This is a genomic window from Amycolatopsis keratiniphila subsp. keratiniphila (assembly GCF_001620365.2).
GTDB classification, from domain to species: domain Bacteria; phylum Actinomycetota; class Actinomycetes; order Mycobacteriales; family Pseudonocardiaceae; genus Amycolatopsis; species Amycolatopsis keratiniphila.
This window is the reverse complement of sequence record NZ_LQMT02000003.1, coordinates 124913-125564: the sequence shown is the minus strand read 5'-3', so window position 1 is coordinate 125564 and position 652 is coordinate 124913. Positions and strand designations below refer to the sequence as shown.

Sequence of the window (652 nt, the reverse complement as noted above, 5' to 3'; positions counted from 1 at the left end):
CTGCTCGCGACCCTGCGCCACCTCGGCATCGACCCGGGCGACGAAGCCGCCGGCCTCGCGCGCGACGCGGTTCTCGGCGGCGGGAAACCGGTCGGCGAGTTGAAAGTCACCGCCGGGCTCTTCGGCTAGTTCGCGCGTTCCCGCGCGGCCAGGTCTCCCCAGAAGTCCCGCAAGTCGGCGAACAGTTCCGCCAGCTCGTCGACGTTGCCGGTGCGGAGCGCGTCGAGGATGTCGTGCACCTCTTCGGCGGTCGTGTCCGACTGCAGGATCGAGTCGGCGAAGAGCTGCACGAGACCGCCGTAGTCGAGCTCGACCGCGGAGCCGGGGTGGAAGCTGTCGAGCCAGCGTCGCGTCTCGAGCAGCACGCGGCCGGGTCCCGAGTCGCCGAAGGTCGCTTCGAGCAGGTCACCGACCTCGCGGGCGCGGTGCCGCGCGTCGGCGATGGAGACCCGCCACGACACCTCGCGCTCCGGATCGTCGCGTCCCTTGCCGAGTTTGACCCGGCGCATCCCGGGGTCGAACAGGACGAACCACGGGAGCGGAACGGTCCACGTCGTCGAGAGCGTGTGCGAGGCCGAGGCCGACAAGTCGCCGATCGCGGACTTCGCTCGCGAGCGGATCATGTCCAGCGACGCGCCGCCCGCGTCGAGCA

General features: G+C 71.2%; 1 pseudogene. It reads right to left on the bottom strand.

The annotated features are described in order from the left end of the window. Window positions 1-125: 125 nt before the first annotated feature. Window positions 126-652 (bottom strand): annotated as a pseudogene (locus tag AVR91_RS01125) (hypothetical protein); the annotation flags it as partial.